The following is a 24977-nucleotide window of genomic DNA, read 5'->3' as shown; positions in this document are numbered from 1 at the left end:
GCGCCCCTACGGAGGCGCGCCGGGCCATCCGTCCAGCATTGTTTCGGCTGCCACACAGAGGGCACGCAGCCGAAGCACGGAGCTGGCTCGCCGGGTGCGCAAGCTCGCCGTCGAAATCCGCGAAAACGGGCTGAAGGCCAGCACCACCTCAACGGGGGTGACCTCGAGGAGCACAGGAAACTGATGCGCGATATCGCCGCACGAGCGGCAACACGGCCGCCATCAATTTGCGGAACCTGGCGCGCCGGAGCCCGGATTTCCACCAGTCTGTCGTCCCGGGCCGCCTTGCGGCGCGAATTGGTCTGCAAAAATGCTCTTGAATGGTCAGACCAATTTCGTTAGGGCTTCCTGACCAATCAAAAAAGTCCTCCCATGCACAAGTCCGAAAAATCCCGCGCCAACCTCCAGACTCAGACCGCGATGCCGGTTGGCGCGGGTGCGACGGGGCGATCCGGCAACAACGCAGATATCGTTTTCCGCTATCTGCGCGGCCGGATCGAGGACGGCACCCTTTCGGCCGGCGACCGCCTGCCGCCGGAACGCGATCTTGCGGCGCTCCTCGGCATGAGCCGGCCGCTGCTTCGCGAAGCTCTTCGTGCATTGGAAATGATCGGCGTCGTCGCCATCCGCCACGGATCCGGCACCGTGCTGTGCCGCCCGGATGCGTCGTCTCTCGCAGAATTCTTCACCTTCGCCCTTTTGCAGGACGTCCCGGTCACCGAGGACGTTATGGAGGCCCGTATCGCCGTTGAGTGCCAGGCGGGAAGGCTCGCCTGCGAGCGCGCGACGATCAGCGATATCACCGCCCTTCGCGCCGCGGTCGAGGAGATCGAGCGCACCATCGACGATCCGGAAGCCGGGGCGCACGCCGACCACGCGTTCCACTCCGGGCTCGTCTCGGCCGCCCATTCGCCCGTGCTCACCGCCCTTTATTCCACGCTCGCCGACCTCCTGCAGCGCAATCACGTCGATCGCCGGCGCAGCATTCCCGCGACCGAGGCGTTCCGCGCCTATGTGGTCGACGATCACCGGCGCATCCTGACCACGCTTGTGGAACGCAAGGCAAAAAACGTCGACGCCGTGCTGCGGCGCCATTTCGCAATCGGCAACGAGTTCCGCGACGCGGCGGCGCGCCAGGAAATCCTCGGCCTCTGGTCCGTCTGAGGCCGCACTTCTTCCAGCGCCGCCCGATGGCTCGTTCCCCCCGACGGCCACGCCACAAAAGGACTTCTTTCCATGACCGATACCGACACCGCCACGTCTTCCGCGACCGGGCTCTCGCGCCTTCTGTTCGTCGGCGCCGGGGTGATGGGCGCGCCGATGATCCGCAACCTGAAGAAGGCCGGCATTCCCGTCGTCGCCTTCGATGCCCGCAAAGAGGTCCTCGACGGCCTTGCGGCGGAGGGCATCGACGTCACCGCCGACGCCCGCGCCGCGGCGCGCGAGGCCGACGTCGTCGTCACCATGCTGCCCGACACGCCGGACGTTCGCGCCGTGCTGATGGGCGAGGAGGGGCTCGGCGCCGCGATGATGCCCGGCAGCCTCGTCATCGACATGAGCACGATCTCGGCGACGGGCGTGAAAGAGATGGCCGGGGCGCTCGCCGAGCGCGACATCGCGATGCTCGATGCGCCGGTCAGCGGCGGCATGAAGGGCGCGGTCGCCGGCACGCTGTCGATCATGGTCGGCGGTACGGCCGAGGCGTTCGCGCGCGGCCGGCCGGTCTTGGAAGCGATGGGCAGCACGATCCGCCATGTCGGCGATATCGGCACCGGCCAGGTGTTCAAGATGTGCAACCAGTTGATGGCGGCGAGCCACATCCAGGCGATGTGCGAGGCGTTCGCGCTCTGCCGCAGCTTCGACGGCGACCTGGAGCTCCTGCGCGAGGTGTTGATGGGCGGGGCCGCCGGCTCGTGGATGCTGGAAAATCTCGGGCCCCAGGTGCTTGCCGGCGATACCAGCGCCGGATTCCGGATCGACCTCCACCTGAAGGACCTGCGGCTTGCCAACGAGGCGGCCTTCGACAAGGGGCTGCCGCTGCCCGGCCTTGCCATGGCGACGACGCTGTACCTGGAAACCCGCGCCCACGGCGAGGGTGGCAACGGCAACCAGGCCCTGTTCCGGACCTTCGATCGCATGACCAATCAGGCCGGCTGATCCCGACAGACATCCCGTCCCGGCCCCTGCTGCCGGGACCAAAAAGGACGACCAGAACATGGCGGCAGACAAAAAGACCATCGTCGTTGGTTCCGACCACGCCGGATTTCCGATGAAGGGCCTTGCCCTGGAGGTCATTCGCGACCTCGGCTACGCGATCACCGATGTCGGGTCCTATGACGACAAGCCGGTCGACTTTCCGGACGTCGCGCGCGCCCTTTGCACCGAGATCCTGGAGGGCAGGGCGGAACGCGGCATCATGGTGTGCGGCACCGGTGTCGGCGCGGCGATCGCCACCAACAAGGTGCGGGGCATCCGCGCCGCCGTCTGCCACGACGTCCATTCCGCCCACCAGGGTGTGGAGCACGACAACGTCAACGTCATGTGCATCGGCGCGCAGATCGTCGGGGCCTGGCTCGCGCGCGACCTCTTTACGGCGTTCCTCAAGGCCGAGTTCGACCCGCGCGAGGAGCATGTGCGCCGGGTCTGCAAGCTTTCCGAACTGGAAGGCGATCTCTAGAGCGTTTCACGCGATTACGGAATCGCCCGAAACGCTCTAACTTTTTGTTTTGACGCGTATTCTTGTCCGAAAACCGATCTCCACTTTTCGGGAATACGCTCTAAACGGAGGGTCCTCCGGTGGCTGCCAACATTCTCGTCTTCGGGTCGCTCAACGCCGATCTGGTGTTTGCCGTCGACAGGCTGCCGGCGCCGGGCGAGACCGTCATCGGCCCCGGCTACACGGTCATTCCGGGCGGCAAGGGCGCGAACCAGGCTGTGGCCGCGGCGGGCGCCAGGGTTGCCGTGCAGATGGCCGGCTGCGTCGGTGCCGACAGTTTCGGCGACCTCCTGCTGCGATCCCTGGAAGGGGCGCGGGTGGCGACCGGCCTCGTGCACCGCATTGCGGCGCCGACGGGATGCGCGGCCATCGGCGTCGATGCGGCCGGCGCCAACCAGATCATGGTCGCCGGCGGCGCCAACCTCGAAGCGCGTGCCGCAGACGTCGCCGACGCGATGCTGACCCCGGAGACCACCCTCGTCCTGCAGATGGAAGTCCAGGCGGCGCAGAACTGGGCGCTGATCCGGCGGGCAAGCGAGCGCGGCGTCCGTGTCGTCCTCAACGTGGCGCCGGCCGCGCCATTGCCCGAAGACATCCTGCCGCTCATCGATGTCCTCGTCGTCAATGAGGGCGAGGCCATTGCCGTGGCGCGCGGGCTCGATGCCGATATCGGCGATCCGGCGGGTTGCGGCCGCTTTCTTGCCGGGCGCACCGGCGGGGCGTGCGTGGTGACGCTCGGCGAGGCCGGCTCGATCGGCTTTTCGGGAAAAGACGCCTGGCGCCTTGGGGCGCTGCCGGTCACTCCGGTCGATACGACGGCGGCCGGCGATGGCTTCGTCGGCTGGCTGGCGGCGCGGCTTTGTGTCGGCGACGCACTGCCGGAGGCGATGCACTGGGCCGCGGTGGCGGCCGGCCTTGCCTGCGAGGCGGCCGGCGCCCAGCCGAGCCTTCCGAGCCTTGACGCGGTCGCGTGCCGCCGGCCGGATCTGGCCGAAGCGGTGCGCCTCTGAGGCGGCGATTCCGGACCCGTCGTGGCGGTCCGGGCGGTTTTTGAGAACAAGTGGTCTGACCAGTGTTGTTATCCTCGGAAAATAGCCAACAAAAACCTCTCCCTGCGACCATTTATGCGCCGGTTTCGAGGTTGTTTTTCGGCTGCTTTTCCGATAGTGGTCAGACCATGGACAGGTCAGATGACGATACGGCCGCCACGGCCAGGGTTTCCGATGTTTCGGGCGCGGCAAAGGTAATCGCCTACGTCCGCGACAAGCTCATCTCCGGTGCCTTCAAGCCGGGTGACCGGCTGCCCGGCGAGCGCGATCTCTGCGCCCAGCTCGGCATTAGCCGGCCGCTGCTGCGCGAGGGGCTCAGGGCGCTTTCGGTGCTCGGCCTCGTCGAGGTGCAGCAGGGGCGGGGAACGACGGTCGGCCGGGCCGATATCGGTGCCCTCGGCGATGCCCTGGTGTTCTGCCTGGCGCAGGAGCCGAATGTCGTTGAAGACGTGCTGCAGGTGCGCACGGCCATCGAATGCCAGGCGATCAGGCTCGCCTGCACGTCGGCCAGCGACGCCGATCTCGCAGAAATCAACGACAAGCTGGAAACCCTGGTCGGCTCGCTGCAGGACCCGGAGCGCGGCGGCATTGCTGACCATGCGTTCCACCTGGCGATCGTCAAGGCCAGCCGCAGCCCCAGCCTGATCACTATGTACCGGGCCATCGAGCCTCTTCTGATGCGCTCCCATGTGCAGCGCCGGCGCCTCGTCATTCCCGATCAGGACGTGACGTTGCACCTGGTCGACTCCCATCGCGAGGTCTTCGTCGCCATCGTCAACGGCGATCCGGACGAAGCGGAACGGAAGATGCGGGAGCATTTCCAGATCAGCGCCCGCCTGCACCGCGCCCGGTTCCTGAAAATGGCCCGCGGCGACACCGAGCGCGCGGGCGCCCGATGACCTAGGGACTTGGCGGCCGAGGGAGGTTGAGGCGGGCGGAGGCCCGCTCCCGGCCGGTCAGGCCGCATGCCGGCCCGCGACGGCCGCGCGGACAACAAGAAACGTCGGTCGGAGCCCCGTGCCGGCCGAAAGCCCAGCAGCGAAGAAAGACGGGAGGAGAGGAAATATGTACGACAAGAACGCATTCGCACTCACGCGCAAGGACTTCCTGAGAGGGACACTGGTCGGTGCCGTCAGCCTGGCGCTCGGCTCGCGCGTCGCCCTCGCCGCCGAACCGGTTAAGGTCGGCTTCATCGTCCCCGACTACGAAGAGATGCGCTGGAAGGCCGCCGACCAGCGGTTCTTCGAGGAAGAAGCCAAGAAGCTCAATCTGGACATCGTCGTCCAGTCGTCGAACAACTCCGAATCACAGCAGGCCAACCAGGTCGAGAACATGCTGACGCTCGGCGTCCAGGTGCTCGTGCTGACGCCGGTCAACGCCAATGCCGCGGCGGCCCTTGTCGTCAAGGCAAAGCGCGCCGGGGTGCCGGTCATCGACTACAACTTCCTGATTCCGAAATCCGACGTCGCTGTCTTCATCGGTCGCGACGCGGTGGAGATCGGCGAGAGCATCGGTTCCGCTGCTCTCGAGGCGCGGCCGAAGGGCAACTACATCCTGTGCTTCGGCGACCAGGGCATGAGCGTTGCCGTCGACACTGCCAAGGGCAATTTGAACGTCCTGCAGCCGGCGATCGATGCCGGCGACATCACCGTCATCTCGCAGCAATACAACAAGGCGTGGTCGACCAATTCGGCGCGGGCCCAGGTCGAGAACGCCTTGACCCAGGCCAACAACGACGTCGCCGCCGTGGTCTGCAGCAATGACGGCATGGCCTATGGCGCCATCCAGGCCCTGCAGGCCCAGGGCCTCGCCGGCAAGGTGTTCGTCACCGGCGTCGACTGCGAGCCCCATGCCCAGGAGTTGATCCGCGAAGGTCTCCTCAGCGTCTCCAACTTCAGCGAGTTCGACGGCATGGGCCGGCAGGCCGCGCAGTCGGCGCTGGCCCTGGCGACCGGCAAGGAGGTCGATGCGGCCGGCACGATCGACAACGGATCGGGCAAGCCGGTGCCGTGGATCAAGGTGCCGAACGTCAACGTGACCAAGGACAACATCGACGAGATGACGTCCGACCATGCCTGGTGGTTCGCGAAGGCCTGACGGTCATGTCGGTTGCTCCCGCCCAGAAGGCTGAGGTCGCCATCGAGGCGATCGACGTCAGCAAACGATATGGCGCGGCCTACGCCCTCGCCGACGTCAGCGTCTCGTGGCTCGCCGGCGACGTCCACGCCATTGCCGGCGAAAACGGGGCGGGCAAGTCGACTCTCGTAAAAATCATCTCCGGCGTCATCGGCGCCGGAGATTACGACGGCACCATCCGGATCGACGGCGAGCCGGTGCGCTTTGCCGGCGTCCGCGATGCGGAGCGCGCGGGCGTGTTCCTGGTTCCCCAGGAGCTCAACATCGTCCCGGAAATCAGCGTCGCCGACTATCTCTACCTCAATCGCGAGCCGCAGCATCGCGGCGTCATCGACCTGCACCAGCTTCTCGCCGATACGGCGCGCTGGCTGGAGACCTTCCGGCTGCCGATATCGCCGCTTACCAAGATGGGCGAATTGCGCTCGCACGAGCAGCAGCTCGTCAGCATCGCCCGGGCGATGACGCAAGGGGTGCGGATCCTGATCCTCGACGAGCCGACGGCGAGTCTGACCGCGCAGGAGACCGAGCTCCTGTTCGAGCGCGTGCGCGCGTTCCGCGATCTCGGCGTGACGACGCTCTACATTTCCCATCGCCTCGCCGAGTTCGAGGCCATTGCCGATGCGGTTACCGTCATGCGTGACGGGCGCATCGTCGATGTCTTCCGCATCGCCGACGAACCGCATCCGCCGCAACGCGTGGTGCGGGCCATGGTCGGGCGCGACCTCAGCGAGCTCTATCCCAAGGAAACGCGGACGCCCGGCGAGGTGCGGCTGTCGCTGGAGAACTGGACCGTCGGCAGCCCGGCGGCAAAGCGCCGGGACCCGGTGCGCGACGTCTCGCTTTCGGTGCGCGCCGGCGAGGTCCTCGGGATCTTCGGCCTGGTCGGGTCCGGATCGTCGGACCTGGCGCGCTCGCTGTTCGGCGCCCACAAGGGCAAGGTGTCCGGCACCGTGAAGATCGGCGGCGACCCGGTGCTGTTGCGCACGCCGCGCGAGGCGATGGCCGTCGGCATCGCCTACCTGCCGAGCGACCGCAAGCGCGATGGTCTCGTCGCCGGCATGTCGGTGGCGGCGAACCTGACGCTCGCCTCCCTCGGCAACCTCATCGGCGGCGGCATGATCGACCGCCGCAGCGAACTCACCTCGGTGCGCCAATATGTCGATGCCCTGCGCATAAAGGTCGCCTCGGTGGAGCAGCCGGTGGGCGATCTCAGCGGCGGCAACCAGCAGAAGGTCGTTGCCGCGAAGTGGCTGCGCTCCGATCCGGACATCATCGTCTTCGAGGAGCCGACGCGCGGTGTCGACGTCGGGGCGAGGGTCGAAATCTACAATCTCATCAATGATATAGCGCGGCAGGGCAAGGCCGTTATCATCGTCTCCACGGACCTGCCGGAGATCATCGGCATGTCCGATCGCGTGATCGCCATGCGCGACGGCACGGTTGCGGGCGAGTGGTCGTCCGGTCCGTTCCGGGAGGCCGATATCATGCTTGCCGCTGCCGGGTCCTCTGGGGTGTGAATGCCATGAGCCAAACGCAAACGTCCGTGGAAACCGGGAAGACGCCGGGACCCGCGCGCGGCCTGATCGGGGCGCTGTCCGGGGCGCAGATGCGCTCCTTCAGCATGATCGCCATCCTCATCCTTGTCTGGCTCATCTTCCAGGTGCTGACCAACGGCATCTTCCTGACGCCGCGCAACCTGACCAATCTCAGCGGCCAGGTGGCGATCACCGCCATGCTGGCAGCCGGCGCCGTCCTGTTGATGGTGCCCGGCAATATCGACCTGTCGGTCGGGGCGACGGTGTCGTTCTGCGCCGTCATTGCGGCGATGACCTCGTCGCGCTACGGCCTGTCGGTGCCGGCGACGATCCTGGTGACGCTGGCGGTGGGCCTCCTGATGGGCACCTGGCATGCCTTCTGGATCGCCATCCTGAAGGTGCCCGCCTTCATCGTCACACTGGCCAGCCTCCTTGCCGTCAGAGGCCTCGCACTCGTCATCACCTCGAGCGAGACGATGGCGCCGGACGCCGATCTCCTGTTCATCTCCGATGCGATGCTGCCAGGCTGGGTCAGCGCCATCGTTCTCGGCCTGCTGTGGGCCGCGCTGACCGCGCTGCAGGTCAGGGAATACAACGCCCAGCGCGCGGCCGGCATCGCCGCCTCGGCGCTCTCCGTCATCGTTATTCCGGCGGTCTTCATCGGCATCCTGGCCGCGGCGACGGCGGTCGTCGCCATCGCCTATCGAGGGCTGCCGCTGCCGGTGCTGATCCTCCTCGGCGTCATCGTCGTCGCAGGTGCCATCCTGCGGCTGACGGCGTTCGGACGGCGGCTCTACGCCATCGGCGGCAACCGCCAGGCGGCGGCGCTTGCCGGCATAAACATCACAGCCCAGACGTTCCTGGTGTTCATGGGGATGGGCCTTCTTTACGGTATCGCCGGCCTCGTCCTCGTCACCCGGCTCGCCAGCGCGCCTCCCAACGCCGGCACGGGCATGGAACTCAACGTCATTGCCGCTGCCGTGATCGGCGGGACGAGCCTTCTCGGCGGGCGCGGCACGGTGGCGGGCGCCGTCATCGGCGCGGTGCTCATGGAAAGCCTCAGCAACGGCATGGGCCTGATGAACCTTCCCTCCGCCTACCAGTCGATCGCCGTCGGTCTCGTCCTCCTGGCAGCCGTCTATGCGGACATCCGCAGCCGCGGCAGGATTGCGCTCGATGGCTGATACCCCGGCACCTGAAAAGGCCACATGCTGGCTCGCCGTCGGCAGCGTCAACCGGCCGATTCCCTATTTCGATGGAGCCGCGGGACACGGCATCTCGGTGTTCGGCCTCGACGAAGAGACGGGGGAGTGGGCCTTACTGTCCGAGACCGGCGACATCGACAACCCGACCTTCCTGGCGGTCGACGCGGAGGCCGGACGGGTCTTTGCCTCCAGCGAGGTCTTCGAGTGGAACGAGGGCCTGGTCTCGGCCTACAAGCTCGATCCGGCGACGGGCGCGCTCTCCTATATCAACAAGCAGGTCGTGCCGGGCAGCCTGACGGCGCATCTGGCTCTCGACGGCTCTTGCCGGTTCGTCCTTGCCACCAACTATTCGCACGAGATGGCGGATGAGGTGCCCGGTCAGGCGATGGCCGTGTTTCCGGTGCGCGAGGATGGCGGCCTGCAGCCGGCGAGCGCCAGCGTAAAACACGAGGGCAGCGGGCCGAACCCGGATCGCCAGCGCGTTCCCCATCCGCACAGCACCGTGGCGTCGCCGGAGAACGACCTCATTAGCGTCGCCGACCTCGGCTGCGACCGGCTGTTCCACTACGCCTTCGACAGCGCGACCGGGACGCTGACTCCCGCGGCCGATGCGGAGACGGTTCTGCCGCCCGGCGCCGGGCCACGGCATTTCCTCTATGCGCCTGACGGCCACCATCTCTACGTGATCACCGAACTCGCCTCGACCGTCGTCGTCTACCGGCGCGAGGCGGGCCGGCTGGAAGGTCCCATCTCGGAAATCTCCACGCTGCCAGCGGGTTTTTCCGGCGAAACGCTTTGCGCCGATATCCAGATCAGCGCCGACGGCCGCTTCCTCTACGGCTCCAACCGCGGCCATGACAGCATCGCCTGTTTTTCCGCCGATCTTGAGAGCGGGGCGCTGGAGGCCATTGGTCACACACCGTGCGGCGGGAAAATCCCGCGCAGCTTCGCCCTCACGCCGAGCGGGCGCCACATGGTCGTCGCCAATCAGGAGAGCGACAGCCTTGCGGTGCTTGCGATCGATCCGGAAACGGGCCTTCTCAGCGACACCGGCTGGCGGCTGCCGGTCGGCAGCCCGACCTGCGTCAAGGCGTTCGTGCCGAAGGGCTGAGTTCGCGCGTTAATTCTCTCTCCGAAAATCCGGGAGCGGGGCGTGTGCGCACACGCTCCGCTCCGGCATTTGCAGTCTCCGGGGCACGGATGGTTGCGCCGGAGCCGATCCGTCGTCACCGACCGGCCTTGCCGGTTGCGTTCGGCGCGTGCCCGCTGGCCGCATCCGGTCGGTTCGCCCCCCTTTCGCCAACCTTCTGGAACCGTCCGGCGCCAAAAATTTGGGCGGGTTCAAAATTTGTGCTTGAAATTGGTATACCGGTCGGCCAGCATACCGGCTATGGACAATCCTTTCGAATTCGAGCGGGACCGCGCCTACCACCGGCTGATCGATCTGATCTTCTCGGCCAAGCTCGATCCGGCAAAGCCGCTTTCGGAACGCAAGCTCGCCGAGCGCCTCGATATGGGCCGGATGCCCGTCCGCGAGGCGCTGCGCCAGCTCGAGCGGGAAGGGGTGGTCGAGGTCAAGCCCGCCCGCGGCACCTTCGTGCGCCAGCTGACCAGCGATGACCTCGTCGACACCTACCGGGTGCGCGCCGCGCTGGAATGCCTCGGCTCGGAGCTTGCCGCCAAGAACGGCGTAACGCCGGCCCTGAAGGCCCATGGCAGCACGCTGCGGATGATGGCCCAGGACAGCAGCGCCTTCACCACCCGGGAAATCGACGACGCGGGCACCGTCTTTCACGAGCGCTTGATGGATGCCTCCGGCAGCGCCGCCCTTTGCGAAAGCGTCCGGCTTTTGCGGATGCGCTCGCGCCTCGTCTTCCACCTGCCGCGCTACTACGACCATGACCTGGCCAGCGAAACGCTGCAGGAACACATCGCCATTCTGGAAGCGGTCGAGAACCGGCACTCGCAGCATGCTTCCGAACTGATGGCCGCGCATCTCAATCGCGGTCTGGACCTCCGCATCAAGTTGGAGGCCGCCTCGGGGCGGGACCGCCGGGAACGCCCCGAACACAAGTCACCGAAGGAGACTACAGAATGAAGCTATCCTCCAGCATGCACCTTGGGGCGCTCGCCCTTCTTGCGGTGGCCCTGCCGCAGGTCGCCTCGGCGTCCACCCTTGAGAACGTAAAGGCCGCCGACGTCGTCACCTGCGCCGTCAACGGCAGCCGCCCGGGCTTTTCCTCCGTCGACGGCAAGGGCGCCTGGCACGGCCTCGACGTCGATACCTGCCGCGCCGTTGCCGCCGCCGTCCTCGGCGACGCCAACAAGGTCAAGTTCCTGAAGACCAACAACCAGACGCGGCTCACCGCGCTGCAGACCGGCGAGGTCGACATGACCGTCGCCAACACCACCTGGACGCGCTCGCGCGACACCGACCTCGGCCTCGATTTCATGCCGCCGACCTTCTATGACGGCCAGGGCCTGATGCTTGCCAAGTCCCTCGGCGTGACCAAGGTCGCCGAACTCGACGGCGCCAGCGTCTGCGTCCGTCCGAGCTCGACCTCGGAGCGCGTCGTCGGCGACATCCAGAAGAAGTACAACATCTCCATGAAGCTGGTCGTCCTTGAGGACCAGAAGGAGATCAACACGGCCTTCTTCGGCGGCCGCTGCGACGTCGCCGTGCAGTCGACCTCCGGCCTCAGCTCGACCCGCGCCTCGGTCGCGCCGAACCCGGACGACTACGTCATCCTGTCGGAAATCTTCGGCAAGGACCCGATGGGTCCGGTGGTGCGCCAGGACGATCCCCAGTGGCGCGATATCGTCACCTGGACGGTCTACACCCTGTTCCAGGCCGAAGAGAGCGGCGTGACCTCCGAAAACGTCGACCAGATGAAGGCGGAAAGCCAGGATCCGGCCGTGCGTCGCCTGCTCGGCGTCGACGAGGCCGGCGGCAAGGGCCTCGGCCTGACCCCGGACTGGGCCTACAACGTCGTCAAGCAGGTCGGCAATTACGGCGAGGTCTATGAGCGCAATGTCGGCATGGATTCGCCGCTGAAGCTGCCGCGCGGCTACAATGCGCAGTATTTCGATGGCGGGCTGATCTATTCGCCGCCGCTGTGATCGCGCGCAATAATCCGGAAGCGGGGACAATCCCCGCTTCCATTGCTTGACGGGGCGGGGATGCCGCCCCTTTCGTCTGCCACATGCGTCTCGCCGGGGATATCCTCTCCGGTGTCTGGCTGAACGATTGAACCTGATCCCATGAAATCCTCTGTCGTCCGATCCCGGTCCGAGCGGCACACCGCTCCTGCTGCGCCGCTTTGGCGGAGCGCCCGGGTGCGGGGCATCGCCTGGCAGGTGCTGCTGCTTGCCGCCGTCATCGGGACGATTGCCTGGATGGGGGTCAACGCCATGCGCGCGCTCGACGAGCGGGGGATGACGTCGGGCCTCGACTTCCTCTTCTCCGGCACGTCGTTTCCGCTCGGCGAGGGGTTCTTCTCCTTCACGCAAGGCGAGACCTATCTGAGGGCCTTCCTCGTCGGCATCGGCAATACGGTCGTGCTGTCGTTTCTCGGCATCGTCTCCGCGACCGTGCTGGGCGGCGCCATCGGCATCGCGCGGCTGTCGCAGAACGGCCTCATCTCCGGCGTTGCCGGCGGCTATGTGCTCCTGTTCCGCAACAGCCCGCAGCTCGTCCAGATCGTCTTCTGGTACACCTTCTTCACGCTGCTGCCGGCGCCGCGGGGCTCGTGGGAATTCGGCCTCGGCATCTTTGCCTCCAACCGCGGGCTCACCCTGCCGGCGCCGGATCGGATCGACGTCTTCCTGTGGTGCCTCCTGGCGTTCGCCGTCGGCGTCGTCACCTCGCTGATCGCCGGGCGCATCGCCGATCACCGCCGGCGCCGCACCGGACAGCGCCGGCGCTGGGCGTTCTGGGCGCGGGTGCTGCCGCCCCTCGGCTTTCCGCTCGTGCTCTGGGCCCTGTTCGGGGCCCCAGCCACCTGGTCGGTGCCGGAGCTTGCCGGCTTCAATTTCCGCGGCGGCGTGATCCTGTCGCCGGAATTCCTGGCGATCTATTTCGGGCTCACCTTCTACATCGCCGCATTCATCGCCGAGATCGTCCGCGGCGGCCTTCGGAGCGTCGAAGACGGCCAGATGGAGGCCTCAAAGGCGATCGGGCTCGGCGGCGCGGACATGTACCGCAAGGTCATCGTCCCGCAGGCGCTGAGGGCGATCATCCCGCCGCTCTCGGCCCAGTATGTGAGCCTGTTGAAGAACAGCTCGCTTGCCGTCGCCGTCGGCTATCCGGACCTTTTCAGCGTCTCCAACACGCTCCTGACCTATAGCGGGCGGACCATCGAGGTGCTCTCGATCATGGCGCTGGTCTATCTCACGATCTCGCTCTTCGTCGGCGCGCTCAGCAACCTTGCCAACCACTATGTCCAGATCCCGGAGCGCTGAGATGGATCGTGTTCCGGCCTCCTTCGCCGTTCCCAAGGCCTCCGACAGCCGGCCGCCGCCGCATGGCCGGCGCGGCATCCTTGCCCGGCTCCATGCCCGCTATTTCGCGTCCCTCTGGGACACGGTCGTGACGCTCGTTATCGGCCTGCCGCTCCTGTTGATGGCGTGGTTCTTCCTCAAATGGGCGCTCGTCGATGCCGTCTGGGTGGCGCCCGAGGGCAAGGCCTGCCAGCTCGCCTCCGGTGCCTGCTGGGCGGTGGTTGCGGAAAAATACCGGGTCATCCTTTTCGGCACTTACCCCTTCGAGGAACAGTGGCGAGGGTTCGTGACGATTGCGCTGTGGATCGGCTGGGGCATCGCCTCCGGCTGGCGCCGGGTGCCGCTCGCGGCCCGGCTCTGGGGCTGGCTGGTCGTTGCCGTCGTCACCGTCGTCCTGATGCGCGGCGGAGTGTTCGGCCTTTCCCTCGTCAGCACGGACGAATGGGGCGGCCTGCCGCTGACCTTCCTGGTCTTTGCCGGAACCGTCGCCGGCGGTGTGCCGCTCGCCGTCCTCCTCGCCCTCGGGCGACGCTCCGACCTTCCCATCATCTCCGGCCTTTGCGTCGCCGTCATCGAGGGCGTGCGCGGCATTCCGCTCTTGGTGGTGTTGTTCTTTGCCGCCCTGATCCTGCCGCTGTTCCTGCCGCCGCAACTCAATATCGACAAGCTGCTCAGGGCCGAGATCGGCATGATCATCTTCTTTGCCGCCTATGCCGCGGAGGTCATCCGCGGCGGCCTGCAGGCCATTCCGGCCGGCCAGGAAGAGGCCGCAAAAGCGCTCGGCATGCCGTACTGGACCCGCATGCGCAAGATCGTGCTGCCCCAGGCGCTGTCCGTTGCCCTGCCGGCGCTCTTCAACGACATCATCCGGGCCTTCAAGAACACCACCTTCTTCAGCATTCTCGGCCTCTTCGACGTGCTCGGCGCGACCAAGGCGGCGCTGCAGGATCCCGTCTGGGTGCGCTACGGGCTCGAAGGTTATCTCTTCGTCTTCATGGTCTATCTGGTGTTCTGCCTCGGGCTGACCTTCCACGGCCGGGAGATGGAAAAGAACGCCTGGCGGCGGCTCGGAAGGGGGGAGGCATGAGCGCCCCGGCAACCCCGCCTCCGATGGTGGAGATGGTCGACCTCAACAAATGGTTCGGCAGCCACCACGTGCTGCGCGACATCACGCTGGGGCTCGCGCCCGGCGAGAAGATGGTGCTGTGCGGCCCGTCCGGCTCCGGCAAGTCGACGCTGATCCGCTGCGTCAACGGCCTGGAGACCTTTCAGGAAGGCAAGCTGCGCGTCGGCAAAACCGTCATGGACGGGTCGGGCGAGGCCCTTGCCGCGGTGCGCCGGGCGACCGGCATGGTGTTCCAGCACTTCAATCTGTTCCCGCATCTGACGGTGATGGACAACCTCACGCTCGGGCCGATCTACACCCGCGGCGAGCCGGAGGATTCGGCGATCGCGCGGGCAAAGCCACTGCTGGAACGCGTCCTTCTGACCTCCGAGACGTGGAAATATCCCGGCCAGCTTTCCGGCGGCCAGCGCCAGCGGGTGGCGATCGCCCGCGCCCTGATGCTGGAGCCGGAGGTGATGCTGTTCGACGAGCCGACCTCCGCCCTCGATCCGGAAATGATCCACGAGGTGCTGGACGTCATGGAGGACCTCGCCGCCGACGGCCAGTCGATGATCGTCGTTACCCACGAGATGGGGTTCGCCAGCCGTGTCGCCGATCTCGTCGTCTTCATGGATGCGGGCGAGATTGTCGAGGCGGCACCGCCCGATGCGTTCTTTGCCGCGCCGTCCACGGACCGCGCGAAAACGTTCGTCGGCCATATCGCCCGTGAAGGAGACCAGTGAATGAACGCGATTACCCGCCCCGCAGGCAGCCCCGATTGGGAGGCGCTGCGCGGCGACTTTCCCGCGACCGCGTCTGTGGCCTATCTCGACATCGCCCGCAAGGCGCTGTCGCCGCGCGTTGCCGCGGAGGCCGCGGCAAGCTGGTTCGCCGACATCGCGTCCCCGGCCGCGGGCAGCCGGTCCTTCTCCATGGACGAGGTGGAAAAGACCCGGGTCGCGGTGGCCCAGACCTTCGGCGCCGAGCCCGAGCGGATCGCGCTCGTCAAGAACACCTCCGAGGTCGTCAACATCGTCGCCCACGGGCTCGACTGGCGCGAGGGGGACAACGTCGTCATCTCCGGCGCGGAGCACGAGAACAACACCTTTCCCTGGCGTCCGCTGGCGGCCAAGGGCGTGGAGACGCGGATCGTGCCGGAACGTCCCGATGGGACGGTCTCGGAAGACGATCTCGTCGCGGCGATGGACGCCCGCACACGGGTGCTTTCCGTTGCCTGGGTGACCTACGGTATCGGCCAGCGGATGGACCTCGATCTCCTGGCCGAGGCCTGCCGGGAGCGCGGGGTCCTGATGCTGGTCGATGCCATCCAGGCGCTCGGCGTGCTCGACCGTCGGCTCGATGCCCTCGGTGCCCATGTGGTCGGGGCCGGCGGCCACAAGGCGCAGCTTTCCGTTGCCGGGGCAGGGGTCATGTACATCGCGCCGGAAGTGCTCGACCAGGTGCGACCGGTCTATATGTCGAAATTCAGCTTCGACACCCTCGACCGCACTGTCGCCGATCCGGCGCCGGCGCCGGGCGCGCGCCGCTTCGAATACGGCAATCCGAATTTCCTCGGCACCGCGATCCAGCGCCAGGCCGCCGCCTATGTCGGCGCCATCGGCCTTGCCGCCATCGAGGCGCGCATCCGGCACCTGACGACGCTGCTCATCGAGGAGGTGCGGACGCTCGGCCTGACTGTGCGCACGCCGCTTGCCTGGGACCGGCGCGCGGGCATCGTCAGCATCGACCTCGGCGGCCCGTCCTCTGACGCCGTGGAAGCGGCGCTTGCCGCCGACGGCGTTCGCGTCGCCTCCAAGGACGGCCATCTGCGGGGCGCCGCGCATTTCTACAACAATGAAGACGACGTGCGCCGGTTCGCCGACCGGCTCCGCGTCCACGTCAAGGGATCCTGAGACCGTGCCAGAATTCACCATCGACCTTGTTTCCGACACCTCCACGCGCCCTTCGAAGGAAATGCTGGCGGCGATGGCGGCGGCGCCGACCGGCGACGAGCAACGGGACGAGGATCCGACGACGCTGGCGCTTTGCGAAGAGGTTGCGGACTATCTCGGCAAGGAGGCGGCGCTGTTCCTGCCCTCCGGCACGATGTGCAATCTGATCGCGTTCCTGGTCCATTGCCGGCCGGGCGACGAGATCATCTGCGCGTCGAACGCCCATGTCTTCGGATCGGAAGGGGGCGGGGCTTCGGCCGTCGCCGGCACCCAGTTCCGCACCGTCGAGACGGCGGACGGCATCTTTTCCGGCGCCGACGTCCGCGCCTTTTCCCGGCCGCGCCGGCATCGCTCGCCGCGCAGCCGGCTGGTCTCGGTGGAGCAGACGACCAATCGCGGCGGCGGCGCCGTCTGGCCGGTCGAGACCCTTGCCGAGGTCGCCGCAGCGGCCAAGGAGGCGGGTCTCATCGTCCATATGGACGGCGCGCGGCTTCCCAATGCGGCGATCGCCTCGGGCCGGCCGGCGGCCGAGCACGCGGCCACCGTCGATACCGTCTGGATCGATTTTTCAAAGGGGCTCGGCTGTCCTGTCGGCGGCGCGCTTGCCGGCCCGAAGGACTTCATCGAGGCCGCCTGGACCTGGAAGCACCGGCTCGGCGGCGCCATGCGCCAGTCGGGCGTCCTTGCCGCTGCGGCGCGCCATGCCCTCAAGCACAATCTGGAGCGGCTTGCCGAGGACCACGCCAATGCCGCTGCGCTGGCGGCCGGAATCGAAGACATTCCGGGTCTGGAGATCTTTCCGACGGTGCCGCAGAGCAACATCTTTTTCCTGAACGTCGCCGGCACGGGAAAGACCGCTCCGCAGATCGCCGCGCGGATGGCCGAAGAGGGACTTCGGCTCGGCGTCGAAACCCCGACCCGGATGCGCGCCGTCACCCATCTGGACGTCGACCGCCCCGGCATCGATCTGGCGATCGGCATCATCCGCCGCGCGATCAGCGGCTAAAGCGCTTTCCCAAAAAGTTGACAGACTTTTTGGATAAGAAATCGCGTCAAAACAAAGACCTAAAGCATGTTGCGTGTTTCAGGAAAAACGCAACATGCTTTAGGTCGTCTCTGCGTCCGGCGCAACCCGGCAAGGTCGCGAACGCCGAGGAAGGCCATGGTCGTCTTCAGGTCCGCAAGGAGAATCTCCAGGCATTCGGCCGCGCCAGCCTCCGCGGCGGCGGCAAGGCCGTAGAGCGGCAGGCGACCGACCATCGTCGCACCGGCGCCAAGGGCGAGGTATCGGGCGACGTCGCCGCCGCTTTTAATGCCGCTGTCGGCGACGATGCCGATTTTTCCTGCGACGGCGTCGACGATCTCCGGCAGCACTTCGGCAGGTGTCGGCGCCATATCGAGATTGCGGCCGCCATGGGCGGAGACGACGATGGCGTCGATCTCCCGCTCCCTTGCCTTTATCGCCTCGGCCCTGGAGAGAATGCCCTTCAAAACGATCTTGCCGGGCTAGCGCCGGCGCAGCTCGTCGATGTCGTCCCAATCCAGATTCTGGTCGAGCCGGACATCTTCGGCGACGGCATCGCGGGTGAGGGAGGAGCGGAAGTCTGGCGGATAATGCCCGTAGGTGGGAATGCCGCCTCCCAGCACGTAGCGCAGCATCACCGAGAGGGTCCAGCGCGGGTGGGTCGCAAGGTCCAGGGCGAGCGGCAGCGAAGCGCGCACCGGCACGCCGAAGCCGTTCTTCTGGTTATAGCGGCGGATCGGGGCGGCCGGCGTATCGGAGGTCACCACCAGCGTATCGACGCCTGCGTCGCGGACCCGGTCCAGAAGTCGCCAGGTCAGCTCGCGGTTGCGGAACATGTAGAGCTGGAACCAGAGGTGCGCGTCGGGCGCCGCCGCGCGGATGTCCTCGATCGGGGTGATCGACTGGGTGGAGACGCAGAACGGCATGCCGAGGCGTGCCGCGGCGCGGGCGAGCTTTGCCTCGCCGTCATGGACGACGAGGCCGGCGAGCGCCGTCGGGGCGACGATGACGGGGGTGGCGAGGGCCATCCCCATGAGGACGGTGGAAACATCCCGCGGCGCGGGGCCGGCGAGGGACACGGGGACGAGGCGGACGGCATCGAGGTGCTGGCGGATGGTGGCAAGCGCCAGTTCGGCCTCCGTCCCGCGGTCGATATACTGGAAGAGGCCGCGCGGCAGGCGATACTTTGCCTTGCGGCGGCACTCGGCAAAATCCAGCGCGGCGGGCATGGCGGTTCAGCTCAGTTGCTGATGACCCAGATGACCTCGGCGGGCTCCGGCCCTTCCGACGTCCAGACATAGCCGCCGCTGGCGTCGTAATAGATCGAATCGCCTTCGTTCAGGGTCAGCGGCTCGTAGATCTGGCTGTGGATGACCACGGTGCCCTTCAGGACATAGACGAAGATGTCGGCATCGTTGTTCGGCCAGGCCTTGTACTCGTCGACGGAGCGGGCGATGACCCTGGTATGGATCGGGACCATTCGCTTGTGCTTCAGGTCGGCGCACAAAAGGGTGTTGTCGCAGGTGCCGGTGCTGTGGGCGCTGCCGCTGCCGGCGCGCGAGATGCTGCGGCAGCCCGAGAGCGCCAGCGCCGGGGTCTCCTCGGTTTCCGACAACAGGCTCAAAAGGTCGATGCCGAAGCCGCGGGAGATGCGCTGGATCGTGGCGATGGTCGGCGACAGCTCGTTGCGCTCGACCTTTGAAAGGGTGGAGGCGGAAACGGTCGTCGCCCTGGCGGCCTCCTGCAGGGTCCAGCCGCGCTCCTTGCGCAGGGCATAGAGCTTGGCGCCGACATTGACGGAGGGATCGGCCGCATCGCCGTTATCCAAATGGGCCGCCGCGGGCCTCGTTTTCACTTCGCTGTCCATTCGAACCCCGTTCTTGCCGCCATTCCACCCCGGACAATCCCGCCGCATGCGACATCTGTCCGGGTGCCATCCCGCACGCTCGGCCGCTTCCCCGGACCATCGGGGCGGTCGCCGGTGGCTGTAGCGCAGTTTTCACGAATAATCCAGATCGCGATGATACGCCAATTTTTTCATATAGTAGAAAATATTTCGTTTCGTATTGACTCGGTCTGCATCAAGGATACGATACCAAAGGTCACAAGAACCATAAGCACCAAATCCAGAGGTTCGACAGCGCCGAGGACCAAACGGCCGTTGGATCGGGAACCAACCACGGGGCAGGGCGGTCGACGCCGAAGATGCCTCGTGCCGAAAGGAGCTACTTCATGACTGTCTTCAGCAAGCTCAAAACCGGTGCGGCCGCTGCCGTCGTCGGTCTAAGCCTTGCCTGTGCGGCGGGCGCCCAGGCCGAAACCATCGTCAAGATCGCCACCGTCGACGGCGAGGGCGATCTCCTGAAGAACCCCTATTGGGCCTATACGGAAGTGTTCGGCACCATCCTGTCGAACCAGACCGGCGGCCGCTACACGGTCCAGGTGTTCCCGAACGGCCAGCTCGGCGACCTTGAATCCCTGCTTGAGCAGAACATCCGCGGCACGATCCAGATCGCCGCGGGCCTGTCCACCGGCCACCTGGCGGCCTACTATCCGCCGGTCCAGGTCCTCGACATGCCCTACGCCTTTCCGAATCTGGAAATCGCACGCGAGGTGCTTGACGGCGAATTCGGCCAGAGCCTGTCCGACAAGATTGCCGCCGAGGCCGGCGTGCGCGTCCTCAGCTACATGCCGTCCGCGTTCCGCAACTTCTCCAACTCCGTGCGTCCGATCCATAGCCCGAAGGACATGGAGGGGCTGAAGATGCGCACCCAGTCGATCCCGGTCCATCTGGAGCTGGTCAAGGCGCTCGGCGCTTCGGCGACCCCGATCGCCTGGGCCGAACTCTACAACGCCCTGCAGACCGGCGTCGTCGACGGCCAGGAGAACGCGCCCTACACGATGCTGCTGGCCAACCTGCAGGAAGTGCAGAAGTACTACACCCTCGACCATCACCTGACGAACATTCCGATCGTCACGATCAACGAGGAATTCTACCAGGGCCTCAGCGACGCCGATAAGAAGGCGTTCGACTTCGCGGCGCGGCAGGCGACGTTCGCCATGCTCGGCATCATCACCGCCAAGGAATCCCAGGACCTGAAGGTCATTCGTGACGCGGGCGTCGAGATCTACCAGCCGACGCCGGAGGAGTTCCAGCTCTTCGTCAAGGCGACCAAGGCGCCGGTCGCCGCGGTCCTAAAGGACATTGTCGGCCAGGACCTCCTCGACGAGCTCGATGCGGCCGTCGAAAAGGCCTCGGCCGAGTAAGGGCAACGCCCCCACGATCCGTCGTCGGCGGTTTCCCCGCCGGCGGCCCGCTTCAATAAAGTCCGCCAGCATGCACAATCCAAAAGGGCGGGGCGGAGAGGGGGCTATAATCCCCTCCGCTCCGTCCGACAGGCCTTCGCGTCCCGGTCACTCTTTCGGGCCGGGGGAAGGGCGGTGTATTGGCCAAGACATCCAGCGGAAAGGTCTGACATGTTGAAGGGTATCGAAGCGTTCGGAGATCGCCTGGCTTTCGTGACCTCGGTCGCCTCGCGGCTGATGCTGCTGGCGGTGGTGACGATGCTCTTCGTCCAGGTCTGCCTGCGCTACATCTTCAACTTCTCCCTGACCTGGCCGGAAGAGGCCTCCCGCTACCTGATGATCTGGGTGGTGATGCTGTCGGGCAGCCTGCTGGTCAAGGATGAGCAGCTCGTGTGCGTCGACTTCTTCGACCGGTTCTGGCCACGCCGCATCCTTGCCTATCGCAACGCCCTGTTCCGCCTGCTTCTCGCCGGGCTCCTCGGCATCATGCTGTGGAAGGGCCTCGATGCGGCCGACTTCGGCTGGCGGCGGACGTCGCCGGCGCTGAATCTCTCCTGGTTCTGGATCTACCTCGCCATTCCGGTCGGCAGCGCGCTGATGCTGTTCCACATGGTGGTGCTGGCGCTGCGCGACCTGATCAGGGGCACCGCGTCCGACCAGGAAATCTCCCTCATCCGCGCCGAGATGTGAGGCCGACATGGATCCGACACTCCTCATCATCATCGGCCTCCTCATCGGCCTGATGTTCCTCGGCAGCCCGGTGATCTTCGCGATCGGCTTTGCGGGCCTGTCCTACTTCTTCATCAAGCCGGGCATGAGCTCCATGCTCGATGTCTACGTCCACAAGTTCTTTACCGGCATGGACGTCTTCATCTGGCTGTCGATCCCGCTCTTCGTCATTGCCGGCGAGATCATGACGTCGATCGGCATGACCGACCGGCTGGTCGGCTTCTCGCGGCTCTTGGTCGGGCGCCTGCGCGGCGGCATCGCCTATGTGAATGTCGTCGGCTCGATGATGTTCTCCGGTGTCTCCGGCTCCGCGCTTGCCGACATCTCGGCGATGGGCCCGGTCGAGATCGACATGATGCGGAAGGACGGCTACGACCGCGACTTCGCCGCCGCGCTCACCGTCTCCTCGGCGATCCAGGGGCCGATCATTCCGCCCTCGATCCCGCTGATCATCTTTTCCAGCCTGACCAACACCTCGGTTGCCGCGCTGTTCCTGGCCGGTGCCGTGCCCGGCATGATGCTGGGGCTGGCGCAGATGGTGCTGATCTTCTTCCTTGCCCGCCGCCACGGCTTTCCGCGCAATCCGGTGCCGGGGCTCAATTTCGCCGTCGCCTTGCGCATCGTGTTCGACGCGTTCTGGGCGCTGTTCATGCCGGTGATCATCATCGGCGGCATCGTCGGCGGCGTCTTCACCGCAACCGAGGCCGCCGCGATCGCGGTGTTCTACGCGCTCTTCGTCGGCGTGCTGGCCTATCGGAACCTGTCGCTGAAGGTGTTCTGGGGGATCCTCGACCGGGCCGCGCGGACCTCGGCCTCGGTCTATCTGATCGTCGGTTTCGCCACGGTGATAAGCTGGGTGTTCGCCAGCGAGCGGGTGCCCTCGGACCTGTCGGCGCTGGTCCAGGGGCTCGACATCCAGCCCTGGATGCTGCTGCTGCTGCTCAACGTCTTCTTCCTGTTCAACGGGCTGTGGATCAGCGATTCCGTCCAGCTTCTGCTGTTCGCCCCGCTGTTTACGCCGATCGTCGTCGCCATGGGCGTCGATCCGATCCATTTCGGCGTGATCATGGTCGTCAACGTGATGATCGGCCTGATGACGCCGCCCTTCGGCATGGCGCTCTATCTCGGCTCGGCGATCAGCCGGGTGCCGCTCGGCAAGATCGTCTGGCGCAGCCTGCCGTTCCTGGCATCGAACCTCATCGTCCTGATGATCGTCACCTACGTTCCCGCCGTCTCGCTGACCCTCCCTCGGCTGTTCGGCTTTGTCGACTGATCCAGCAATGCAAGAGAGACCCATGACCCTATCAATGACCGACCTCAACGGCCTGTTCACCGCCATCGTCACCCCGTTCACGCCGGACAGGAAGCTGGACAAGGCGGCGCTCACAAAGCTCGTGGAGTTCCAGATCGCCTCCGGCGCCTCGGGCATCGTGCCGATCGGCGGCACGGGCGAATACACGGCGCTCTCGCGGCAGGAGCGGGCGGAGATGGTCGCCATCTGCGTTGAGGCCGCCGGCGGCAAGCCGGTGATCCCGGGTGTGCTGTCGACCGGTTTTGAGGACGCCGTGGAGGCGGGCAAGAATTTCAAGACGGCGGGGGCCTCCGGCCTGATGCCGGTGACGCCCTATTACGCGACCGGCCCCCAGGAGGGCATGCGGGCCTATTTCAAGAACTACCGCGATGCGGTCGACCTGCCGCTGGTGCTCTACCAGATCCCGCGCCGGACCAATGTGGAGCTGAAGGCGGAAACCGTGCAGGCGCTCGCCGAGGACGGCGTCGCAATCGGCATCAAGTACTCCAACTACGATATGCCGGAGTTCCTGAAGACGGTGAAATTCGCCGGCGATAAGATGTCGGTGCTGAGCGGCGAGGAGCCGCTGTTCGCCACCCATGTGGCGCTTGGCGCCCGCGGCGGCGTGCTGGCCACCGCCACCATCTATCCGGAGCGCTGGATCAAGGTCTTCGAGATCGCCCGCCAGGGCAAGCTGGCCGAAGCCGTTGCGGCGAGCCGCGAACTCGACATGCTGATCGACGTGGTGTTCCGCGAGACCAATCCGGGCCCCTTGAAGAAATACATGGAGATCGTCGGCATGCCGGTCGGCAGCGTGCGCCTGCCGCTGACCGATCCGAGCGAGGAGACCGTCGCCCTCCTGAAGGAGACCGCGCAACTCCTCAGCGCGGCAGAGGCGGCGTAAGGAGGCCTGAATGTCGTCTGCGTCACCGTCCCCCGTTGCGGCCGGACCGGCGCCGCTGGTCGCCGAGCTGCAGGAGCTGCTGGGCCCGAAGGGCCTGATCACCGAGCCGGCAGAGATGGAGCCCTTCGTCGTCGACTGGCGCGGGCGCAAGCGCGGCACGGCCCTGGCGGTCGTGCTGCCGGCGACGACGGAAGAGGTGAGTGCCGCGGTCCGTCTGGCGACGGCCGCCGGGGTCCCGGTGTTCCCCCAGGGCGGCAATACGGGCCTTTGCTACGGCACGGTTCCCGGCAGCGGCGGGCCCGGCAATACGCCGGGCCTCGTCATTGCGCTCAACCGCATGAACAGGATCCGCGAGATCGACCGGACCGCCAACCTGATGACCGTCGATGCCGGCGTCATCCTCGCCAATGCGCATGAGGAGGCGGCGGCTGTCGGGCGGCAGGTGCCGATGTATCTCGGCAGCGAGGGCAGCGCCCAGATCGGCGGCCTGATCTCGACCAATGCCGGGGGCACCGGTGTCGTGCGCTATGGCCCGATGCGGGACCTCGTCGCCGGCGTCGAGGTCGTCCTTGCCGACGGCCGGGTGCTGTCGGACCTTGCCGGCCTGAAAAAGAACAACACCGGATACGACCTCAAGCACTGCTTCGTCGGTGCGGAGGGCACGCTCGGCGTCATCACGGGCGCCGTATTGCGCATGTTCCCGGAGCTCCGCTCCGAGGCCAATGCCTGGGTCTCGGTCAAGGACCCGGCGGACGCACTCACCCTTCTCAGCCGGCTGCAGGACGATTGCGACCCCTACATCCAGGCCTTCGAGCTGTTGTCGGCGAGCCAGGTCGACATCGCCTTTCGGCATGTGCCGGGCCTCCGGATGCCGTTCGAGACGACGCCCGCCTGGAACCTGATGATCGAGCTCGGCAGTCCGGACGGCGATCTGGACCTTCACGCCCGGTTCGAGACCTTCCTGGCCGCGGCCTATGAGGACGGGCTGGTCGAGGACGGGTTCCTTGCCCAGAGCAAGGCGCAGGCGGAAGAGATCTGGCGCGTCCGGCACAGCCTGTCGGAGTCCAACAAGAAGGAAGGGGTCGGTGTCGTCCTCGACATCTCGATCCGCAATTCGCGGGCGGCCGAATTCATCCATACGGCCGACCGGGGCGCGGCGGATGCCTTCCCGGAGGCCGAGATCGTCGTGGTCTCCCATCTCGGCGACGGCAACGTGCACTACATCCTGATGTTCCCGCACGACTACTGGCAGGGGCTCGGCTCCGAAGAGGCGCGCGATGCCAAGGCCGACGAGGTGATGGTCGCGTTCCACGACGTCGCGGCGGCGCTCGGCGGCTCGTTCAGCGCCGAGCATGGCATCGGGCGCAAGCTGACCGGCGAGTTGCAGCGCCTCTGCGACCCGCTGCGCTATGAAATGATGACGCGGATGAAGGCCGCGTTCGATCCCGACAATCTGATGAATCCAGGTGTGCTTTTCGGTAACTAGCGACCCGCCGGCAGGGCGGGTTTCGGCAGCGCGTGTTGG

At 66.4% G+C, this 24977-nt stretch carries 23 protein-coding genes and 1 pseudogene; 22 read left to right on the top strand and 2 right to left on the bottom strand.

Annotation, left to right across the window (positions count from 1 at the left end):
• The 17 genes from CH339_RS24975 to CH339_RS18415 form a co-directional block, all read left to right on the top strand.
• On the top strand, nt 1-184 hold a 184-nt coding region (locus tag CH339_RS24975; RefSeq protein WP_210207380.1), incomplete at its 5' end, for a hypothetical protein.
• 188 nt (nt 185-372) lie between these two features.
• On the top strand, nt 373-1164 hold the full coding sequence (locus CH339_RS18490; protein WP_244669220.1) for a FadR/GntR family transcriptional regulator: 792 nt from the start codon (nt 373-375) through the stop codon (nt 1162-1164).
• 72 nt (nt 1165-1236) lie between these two features.
• Nucleotides 1237-2157 carry an NAD(P)-dependent oxidoreductase gene (locus CH339_RS18485; protein WP_111435855.1) on the top strand — a complete coding sequence of 307 codons (921 nt, stop codon included), beginning with the start codon at nt 1237-1239 and terminating at the stop codon, nt 2155-2157.
• Between the two features lie 58 nt (nt 2158-2215).
• Nucleotides 2216-2677 (top strand): RpiB/LacA/LacB family sugar-phosphate isomerase, encoded by a 462-nt coding sequence (locus tag CH339_RS18480; protein WP_111435854.1) that lies wholly within the window; start codon nt 2216-2218, stop codon nt 2675-2677.
• A 119-nt stretch (nt 2678-2796) separates the two neighbouring features.
• Nucleotides 2797-3726 carry a ribokinase gene (locus CH339_RS18475; protein WP_201241096.1) on the top strand — a complete coding sequence of 310 codons (930 nt, stop codon included), beginning with the start codon at nt 2797-2799 and terminating at the stop codon, nt 3724-3726.
• 167 nt (nt 3727-3893) lie between these two features.
• Nucleotides 3894-4664, top strand: coding sequence for a FadR/GntR family transcriptional regulator (locus CH339_RS18470; RefSeq protein WP_111435853.1), 771 nt, complete (start codon nt 3894-3896; stop codon nt 4662-4664).
• Nucleotides 4665-4830: 166 nt separating this feature from the next.
• The gene (locus CH339_RS18465; RefSeq protein ID WP_111435852.1) at nt 4831-5862 is read left to right on the top strand and encodes a substrate-binding domain-containing protein; all 1032 of its coding nucleotides are present in this window, start codon (nt 4831-4833) and stop codon (nt 5860-5862) included.
• A gap of 5 nt (nt 5863-5867) precedes the next feature.
• Nucleotides 5868-7418: a sugar ABC transporter ATP-binding protein gene (locus CH339_RS18460; protein ID WP_146610239.1), complete on the top strand. Its 1551-nt coding sequence runs from the start codon at nt 5868-5870 to the stop codon at nt 7416-7418.
• A gap of 5 nt (nt 7419-7423) precedes the next feature.
• On the top strand, nt 7424-8620 hold the full coding sequence (locus tag CH339_RS18455) for a sugar ABC transporter permease (protein ID WP_146610238.1): 1197 nt from the start codon (nt 7424-7426) through the stop codon (nt 8618-8620).
• On the top strand, nt 8613-9752 hold the full coding sequence (locus CH339_RS18450; protein ID WP_170138579.1) for a lactonase family protein: 1140 nt from the start codon (nt 8613-8615) through the stop codon (nt 9750-9752). The genes CH339_RS18455 and CH339_RS18450 overlap by 8 nt, the downstream gene beginning before the upstream one ends.
• A 279-nt stretch (nt 9753-10031) precedes the next feature.
• A complete protein-coding gene (locus CH339_RS18445) occupies nt 10032-10739 on the top strand; it encodes a GntR family transcriptional regulator (protein ID WP_111435848.1) in 708 nt (235 codons plus the stop codon).
• A complete protein-coding gene (locus CH339_RS18440) occupies nt 10736-11761 on the top strand; it encodes an amino acid ABC transporter substrate-binding protein (protein WP_244669219.1) in 1026 nt (341 codons plus the stop codon). The genes CH339_RS18445 and CH339_RS18440 overlap by 4 nt, the downstream gene beginning before the upstream one ends.
• 216 nt (nt 11762-11977) lie before the next feature.
• A complete protein-coding gene (locus CH339_RS18435; protein WP_170138578.1) occupies nt 11978-13102 on the top strand; it encodes an amino acid ABC transporter permease in 1125 nt (374 codons plus the stop codon).
• A 1-nt stretch (nt 13103) separates the two neighbouring features.
• Entirely contained in the window at nt 13104-14228 is a 1125-nt protein-coding gene (locus CH339_RS18430) for an amino acid ABC transporter permease (RefSeq protein WP_170138577.1), read from the top strand.
• Entirely contained in the window at nt 14225-14989 is a 765-nt protein-coding gene (locus tag CH339_RS18425; RefSeq protein ID WP_111435844.1) for an amino acid ABC transporter ATP-binding protein, read from the top strand. Before CH339_RS18430 ends, CH339_RS18425 begins: the two co-directional genes overlap by 4 nt.
• Complete coding sequence (locus CH339_RS18420; protein WP_111435843.1) at nt 14990-16159, top strand: aminotransferase class V-fold PLP-dependent enzyme; 1170 nt, start codon at nt 14990-14992, stop codon at nt 16157-16159.
• Nucleotides 16160-16163: 4 nt separating this feature from the next.
• On the top strand, nt 16164-17204 hold the full coding sequence (locus CH339_RS18415; protein ID WP_276329885.1) for a threonine aldolase family protein: 1041 nt from the start codon (nt 16164-16166) through the stop codon (nt 17202-17204).
• A gap of 59 nt (nt 17205-17263) precedes the next feature.
• On the opposite strand, the pseudogene CH339_RS18410 reads toward CH339_RS18415, so the two are convergent.
• Nucleotides 17264-18451 (bottom strand): annotated as a pseudogene (locus CH339_RS18410) (alpha-hydroxy acid oxidase).
• A gap of 11 nt (nt 18452-18462) precedes the next feature.
• Complete coding sequence (locus CH339_RS18405; RefSeq protein ID WP_170138576.1) at nt 18463-19077, bottom strand: helix-turn-helix domain-containing protein; 615 nt, start codon at nt 19075-19077, stop codon at nt 18463-18465.
• A gap of 377 nt (nt 19078-19454) precedes the next feature.
• Here CH339_RS18405 and CH339_RS18400 point away from each other — a divergent pair, with 377 nt between their 5' ends.
• The 5 genes from CH339_RS18400 to CH339_RS18380 all read left to right on the top strand — a co-directional run bounded on the left by CH339_RS18400 (nt 19455) and on the right by CH339_RS18380 (nt 24938).
• Nucleotides 19455-20489, top strand: a complete 1035-nt coding sequence (locus CH339_RS18400) for a TRAP transporter substrate-binding protein (protein WP_170138575.1) — start codon at nt 19455-19457, stop codon at nt 20487-20489.
• Nucleotides 20490-20699: 210 nt separating this feature from the next.
• Nucleotides 20700-21218, top strand: coding sequence for a TRAP transporter small permease (locus tag CH339_RS18395; RefSeq protein WP_111435839.1), 519 nt, complete (start codon nt 20700-20702; stop codon nt 21216-21218).
• Nucleotides 21219-21225: 7 nt separating this feature from the next.
• Nucleotides 21226-22530 (top strand): TRAP transporter large permease, encoded by a 1305-nt coding sequence (locus CH339_RS18390; protein ID WP_111435838.1) that lies wholly within the window; start codon nt 21226-21228, stop codon nt 22528-22530.
• Nucleotides 22531-22552: 22 nt separating this feature from the next.
• Nucleotides 22553-23452: a 4-hydroxy-tetrahydrodipicolinate synthase gene (gene dapA / locus CH339_RS18385; RefSeq protein WP_111435837.1), complete on the top strand. Its 900-nt coding sequence runs from the start codon at nt 22553-22555 to the stop codon at nt 23450-23452.
• Between the two features lie 10 nt (nt 23453-23462).
• Nucleotides 23463-24938 carry an FAD-binding oxidoreductase gene (locus CH339_RS18380; protein ID WP_244669217.1) on the top strand — a complete coding sequence of 492 codons (1476 nt, stop codon included), beginning with the start codon at nt 23463-23465 and terminating at the stop codon, nt 24936-24938.
• The last annotated feature ends 39 nt before the right edge of the window (nt 24939-24977 follow it).

It is taken from the genome of Rhodobium orientis (assembly GCF_003258835.1).
GTDB classification, from domain to species: domain Bacteria; phylum Pseudomonadota; class Alphaproteobacteria; order Rhizobiales; family Rhodobiaceae; genus Rhodobium; species Rhodobium orientis.
This window is presented reverse-complemented; position numbering and strand designations above follow the sequence as displayed.